This is a genomic window from Promicromonospora sp. NPDC057488 (assembly GCF_042802395.1).
Classification (GTDB): domain Bacteria; phylum Actinomycetota; class Actinomycetes; order Actinomycetales; family Cellulomonadaceae; genus Promicromonospora.
This window is the reverse complement of record NZ_JBHVEG010000287.1, coordinates 1-4,861: the sequence shown is the minus strand read 5'-3', so window position 1 is coordinate 4,861 and position 4,861 is coordinate 1. Positions and strand designations below refer to the sequence as shown.

Sequence of the window (4,861 nt, the reverse complement as noted above, 5' to 3'; positions counted from 1 at the left end):
TCGAGACCTTGGTGGGTCTCGACAAGCTCGACCAGCGGTGGGGGGCTCGACCGGCGAGACGCGCAGGACGTCAGTGCGTCTCGCGGTCCTTGGCGTCGCCGATGTAGTCGTGCACGTCGTCCGGCCGTCCGTCGAGGTTCATGTCCGCCGTCCTGGTCCGCCGGGCGTCGTGGCGCAGTGCCACGCCGCCGAGGATCGCCGCGAGCACCGACGACCCGAGGATCGCGATCTTCGCGCCGTCGGTGTGCTCGGAGTCGCCGAAGGACAGCTCGCTGATCAGCAGCGACACGGTGAACCCGATGCCGGCCAGCAGGCCGACGGGCAGCAGGTCGCGCACGCCGATGCCGTCGGGCAGCCGCAGCGGTGTGAACCGCGTGACCAGCGCGGTGGTGCCGAGCACCCCCACGAGCTTGCCGATGATCAGCCCCGCGGCGATGGCCGCGACCACGGGCTGGCCGAGCACTGCGCCCGGGCCGGCGCCGTCGACCAGCGAGACCCCGGCGGCGAAGAAGGCGAACACCGGCAGTGCGAAGCCCGAGGAGAACGGCTTGACCAGGTGCTCGTACCGGCTGGTGCGCGACGCCGGCTCGCCGTGCAGCGCGACCGCCGGGACGGTGAAGCCCAGCAGCACGCCCGCGATCGTCGCGTGCACGCCGGACGCGTGCATCAGGGCCCAGGCCACGACCGCGAGCGGCAGCAGCACGAACCACCGCGGCCGGCGGCTGCGCACGTGCCAGCCGAACAGGCCGGCGCAGACAAGGGTGCCGAGCAGCGGCAGCCAGTGGATCTCGCCCGTGTAGAAGATCGCGATGACCACGATCGCCAGCAGGTCGTCCACCACGGCGAGGGTGAGCAGGAAGGTACGGATCGCCGCCGGCAGGCCACGGCCGAAGATCGCCAGGACGCCCACGGCGAACGCGATGTCGGTCGCGCTGGGGATGGCCCAGCCGCGCAGCGCACCAGGCTCGCCGAGCAGCAGCACGGTGCCCACGTAGATCAGCGCCGGCACGGCCATGCCGCCCACGGCCGCGATCATCGGGACGCCGGCCTCCCGCGGGTTGCGCAGGCTCCCGGCCACGAACTCCTGCTTGAGCTCCACGCCCACCACGAAGAAGAAGATCGCGAGCAGCCCGTCAGCGGCCCAGGTGGCCAGCGAGAGATCGAGGTGCACCGGCAGCGGCCCGATCGCGGCGGGCCCGACGACGGCGTCGGACAAGGCCTGGTAGGAGGCGCGCCAGGGCGAGTTGGCCCAGAGCAGGGCGAGGAACGCCGCCGCGATCAGCAGCGCGCCCCCGGTCGTCTCGCGGGACAGCCAGGTACGCAGGCGGTGGGTTCGGGCGGGGGCTGGGGCGACACCGGTCAACGGTCGTCCTCTCGGGTGCGGGGTCGGCTGACTCGGACCGGTCGACCCGGTCCACGCCGACCAGACTTCCCGGCACTCCCTGAGCACACCCTACGCGGACGGCGTCACGCAGGCCGCGCGCAGCTTGGTGACCGTGTTCCAGTTGCGCGCCGTGGTCGGCGCCCCGACGGCGCGGTCGATGATCTTCGGCGTCAGCTTCGACCGGCCGATCCCGTCCACGTAGTGCACGTAGAGCACGCCCTCGGCCGTCGCGAGCATCTCCCGGCCGGGGCTGGCCAGGTCGAGCTTGGCGATGCCCGCCTCGTCGAGCTCGCCGAACGGCACGTGCACCTGCAGGTGGGACGGGTCGTCCTTGGCGGCGGCGGGGAAGGGGTTGGCCGCGGCGATCGCGTCCAGCCGCCCGGCGCTCAGCCCCACGGCGCCGACCTCCTGGCCGATCCGGGCGGTCAGCTTCTCCTGCACCAGGCGGGCGACGTCGTCGGCCGTGCTCGCGCCGGAGGTGCCCGGCGTGACCACGAGATTGCCGCTGTTGAGCAGCGTGCGGGCGTCGGCGAGACCCGCGTCGTCGGCGGCGCCGCGCAGGTCGGCGGACGTCACGCGCAAGCCGGGTCCGATGTTCACGGCACGGAGCAGGACGGCGAAGTAGGCCATGCGACCATCCTGCCGCCTGGCTGCGGCACTCTGCGAGTTTTGCCGTCTCTTGAACCAAAAATCAAGCTATTGCCACCATGTGAACAGTTCGTGACAACTTGCGACCCGCCGGGGCGTGGGTCTGGTCACGGGATGGCAGGGCGCGTAGTTTCCACTTCAGGGACGGCACCCAGTCGCCCTTTCGGGAGGCCAACCTATGGAGTGCTCGCTCCGTGGAGAAGGGCCGGCCCCGGCTCTGCGCCACGACGCGGCGCACCGAGTCGGTCGCTCGGCCCATCCACCAGCCCCGGTTCGACCGGGTCGGTACCGCCGACAGGCGGTACCCGCCAGGTAGCGACGAGGCTGTCACGGCGTTTCGGCGCCGGAGGGAGAACCGCAGTGAGCCATTCCGCACACACCACCCGTCCGTCCGACCAGAGTGCCGACGCCGCTGCCGGCGCGGCAGGTGACGAACGCAGGACCTTCGTCATCGACACGTCCGTGCTGTTGAGTGACCCGAAGGCGATGTTGCGGTTCGCGGAGCACGACGTCGTACTCCCGATCGTGGTCGTCACGGAGCTGGAGGCCAAGCGCCACCACGCCGAGCTCGGGTACTTCGCCCGGAGCGCCTTGCGGATGCTGGACGAGCTGCGCGTGCAGCACGGCCGGCTCGACTCACCGGTGCCCGTGGGGGACACCGGCGGCACGCTCCGGGTCGAGCTCAACCACATCGACCCCTCGGTCCTGCCCGCCGGCTTCCGGCTGGGCGACAACGACACGCGGATCCTGGCCGTGGCCGCCAACCTGGCGGCCGAGGGCAGCAGCGTCACCGTCGTCTCCAAGGACCTCCCGATGCGGGTGAAGGCCTCCGCCGTCGGCCTCCAGGCCGAGGAGTACCGGGCCGAGCTCGCGGTGGACTCCGGCTGGACCGGCATGCGCGAGATCGACCTGTCGGACGAGCAGATGGGCTCCCTCTGGGAGAACGACTCGGTCGAGATCGCGGCGCTGGACCCGGCCACGGTCGAGGCAGCGTCCCCGCTGCTGGTGCACACGGGCATGGTGGTGCACTCCCCGGGTGGCTCCGCGCTGGGCCGGGTCACGGCGGACAAGCGGGTGCGGCTGGTCCGCGGTGACCAGGAGGTGTTCGGCGTCCACGGCCGCTCGGCCGAGCAGCGCGTCGCGATCGACCTGCTGCTCGACGAGGAGATCGGGATCGTCTCCCTCGGCGGCCGGGCCGGCACGGGCAAGTCGGCGCTCGCCCTGTGCGCCGGCCTGGAGTCCGTGCTGGAGCGGCAGAAGCACCGCAAGGTGCTCGTCTTCCGGCCGCTGTACGCGGTGGGCGGGCAGGAGCTGGGCTACCTGCCCGGTTCCGAGTCCGAGAAGATGAACCCCTGGTCGCAGGCCGTCTACGACACGCTCGGGGCGCTGGTCTCGCCCGACGTCGTTGAGGAGGTCATCGCCCGCGACATGCTCGAGGTGCTGCCGCTCACGCACATCCGCGGGCGCTCGCTGCACGACTCGTTCGTGATCGTGGACGAGGCGCAGTCCCTGGAGCGCAACGTGCTGCTCACGGTGCTCTCCCGCATCGGCCAGAGCTCGCGCGTGGTGCTCACCCACGACGTCGCCCAGCGCGACAACCTGCGGGTGGGGCGGCACGACGGCGTCGCGGCGGTGATCGAGGCGCTCAAGGGCCACCCGCTGTTCGCGCACGTGACCCTGACCCGGTCGGAGCGCTCGCCGGTGGCGGCGCTGGTGACCGACATGCTGGAGCGCCTGGAGGTCTGACGCCCCGCGGGTCGCGCCCGCCGACATGCCAGAAGCCCAGGTCACCGCAAATGACCTGGGCTTCTGGTTCCTGCTGAACTTCTGGCACTGGGGAGGCGGACCGGTCGGACGGAACCCCCCAGCCCCGCATGTCCGGCAGTCCGCCTCCCCCTGCGTGCATCCCGAGGATAGCACCTTAGGTAAGGCTAACCATAGTCATGTCCAAGGGTGAGGTTCTCGGCCACTGGTTGAATCGGGGCGTGTCTCGCTTGTCGGATATAGCATCGCCTCATGCTTATTGCCGAAGACTTCCTGCTGCTTGCCGTCGACGACGAGACGGGCAAGCTCGCCAACGTCGACAACCTGGGTGTTCGCCTCGCCGGTGCGCTCCTCGCCGACCTCTCCGACGCCCGCAAGACCCTGCTGCGGGGTGCTCCGGAGGCCGGCGCCACCAAGGAGGAGCGCGAGAAGGCCGGTGACGCCACGATCATCGTCACCGACAACGCCCCCACGGGCCACGTCGCCCTGGACGCCGCGCTGCAGTCCGTGCTCGCCACGCCCGACGCCCCGGCCCGCAAGGTCGTCGAGGCGATCTCCAAGGACGCCGAGGAGAACCTCCTGGCCGCGCTCGTCGAGCGGGGCATCCTGGAGAAGGAGGAGACCAAGCTCTTCCGCATGCTCCCCATCACCCGCTGGCCGGCCCCGGACTCGAGCCACGAGACCGCGCTGCGCGCGAACCTCACCAAGGTCCTCGTCGAGGGCGCCGAGCCCGACGAGCGCACCGCGACCCTGATCTCCCTGCTGCACGGCTCGGGCCTGATCGCCGGTGTCGTCGGCAAGGAGCAGCGCAAGGCCGCCCAGGACCGCGCCGAGGAGATCGCCGGCAGCGAGTGGGGCGTCGCCACCGTCGCCACGCAGGTCGCCATCGCGGCCTCGGTCGCCGCCGTCGCCACGGTCGGTGCCGCGGTCGCCGCCGCCGTCATCATCGCGAACACCAAGGAGAACGCGGAGGCCGCCGCGGCCGCGCTCCCGGCGGGCGAGAGCACCCCGGTCGCCTGACGACTCCCCGCACCACGAAAGGGGCCGCTTCCTCCTGGAGGAAGC

General features: G+C 71.6%; 4 protein-coding genes. 2 read left to right on the top strand and 2 right to left on the bottom strand.

Annotated elements, in window-relative coordinates:
* Positions 1 to 70 precede the first annotated feature (70 nt).
* The gene (gene nhaA / locus ACFU5G_RS29150; protein WP_377252498.1) at positions 71 to 1,363 is read right to left on the bottom strand and encodes a Na+/H+ antiporter NhaA; all 1,293 of its coding nucleotides are present in this window, start codon (positions 1,361 to 1,363) and stop codon (positions 71 to 73) included.
* Positions 1,364 to 1,453: 90 nt separating this feature from the next.
* Positions 1,454 to 2,014: a DUF1697 domain-containing protein gene (locus ACFU5G_RS29145; protein WP_377252496.1), complete on the bottom strand. Its 561-nt coding sequence runs from the start codon at positions 2,012 to 2,014 to the stop codon at positions 1,454 to 1,456.
* 504 nt (positions 2,015 to 2,518) lie between these two features.
* Between ACFU5G_RS29145 and ACFU5G_RS29140 the strand changes: the two genes are divergently transcribed.
* Together ACFU5G_RS29140 and ACFU5G_RS29135 are read left to right on the top strand one after the other, a co-directional pair.
* Complete coding sequence (locus ACFU5G_RS29140; protein ID WP_020016543.1) at positions 2,519 to 3,778, top strand: PhoH family protein; 1,260 nt, start codon at positions 2,519 to 2,521, stop codon at positions 3,776 to 3,778.
* Positions 3,779 to 4,048: 270 nt separating this feature from the next.
* Positions 4,049 to 4,816 carry a GPP34 family phosphoprotein gene (locus ACFU5G_RS29135; protein ID WP_377252494.1) on the top strand — a complete coding sequence of 256 codons (768 nt, stop codon included), beginning with the start codon at positions 4,049 to 4,051 and terminating at the stop codon, positions 4,814 to 4,816.
* Positions 4,817 to 4,861: the final 45 nt, after the last annotated feature.

What these genes read in the sequence shown, in the direction of transcription:
- ACFU5G_RS29145 (WP_377252496.1), bottom strand. Translation starts at nt 2,014, where the DNA reads ATGGCCTACTTCGCCGTCCTGCTCCGTGCCGTGAACATCGGACCCGGC.
- ACFU5G_RS29140 (WP_020016543.1), top strand. Translation starts at nt 2,519, where the DNA reads ATGTTGCGGTTCGCGGAGCACGACGTCGTACTCCCGATCGTGGTCGTC.
- ACFU5G_RS29135 (WP_377252494.1), top strand. Translation starts at nt 4,049, where the DNA reads ATGCTTATTGCCGAAGACTTCCTGCTGCTTGCCGTCGACGACGAGACG.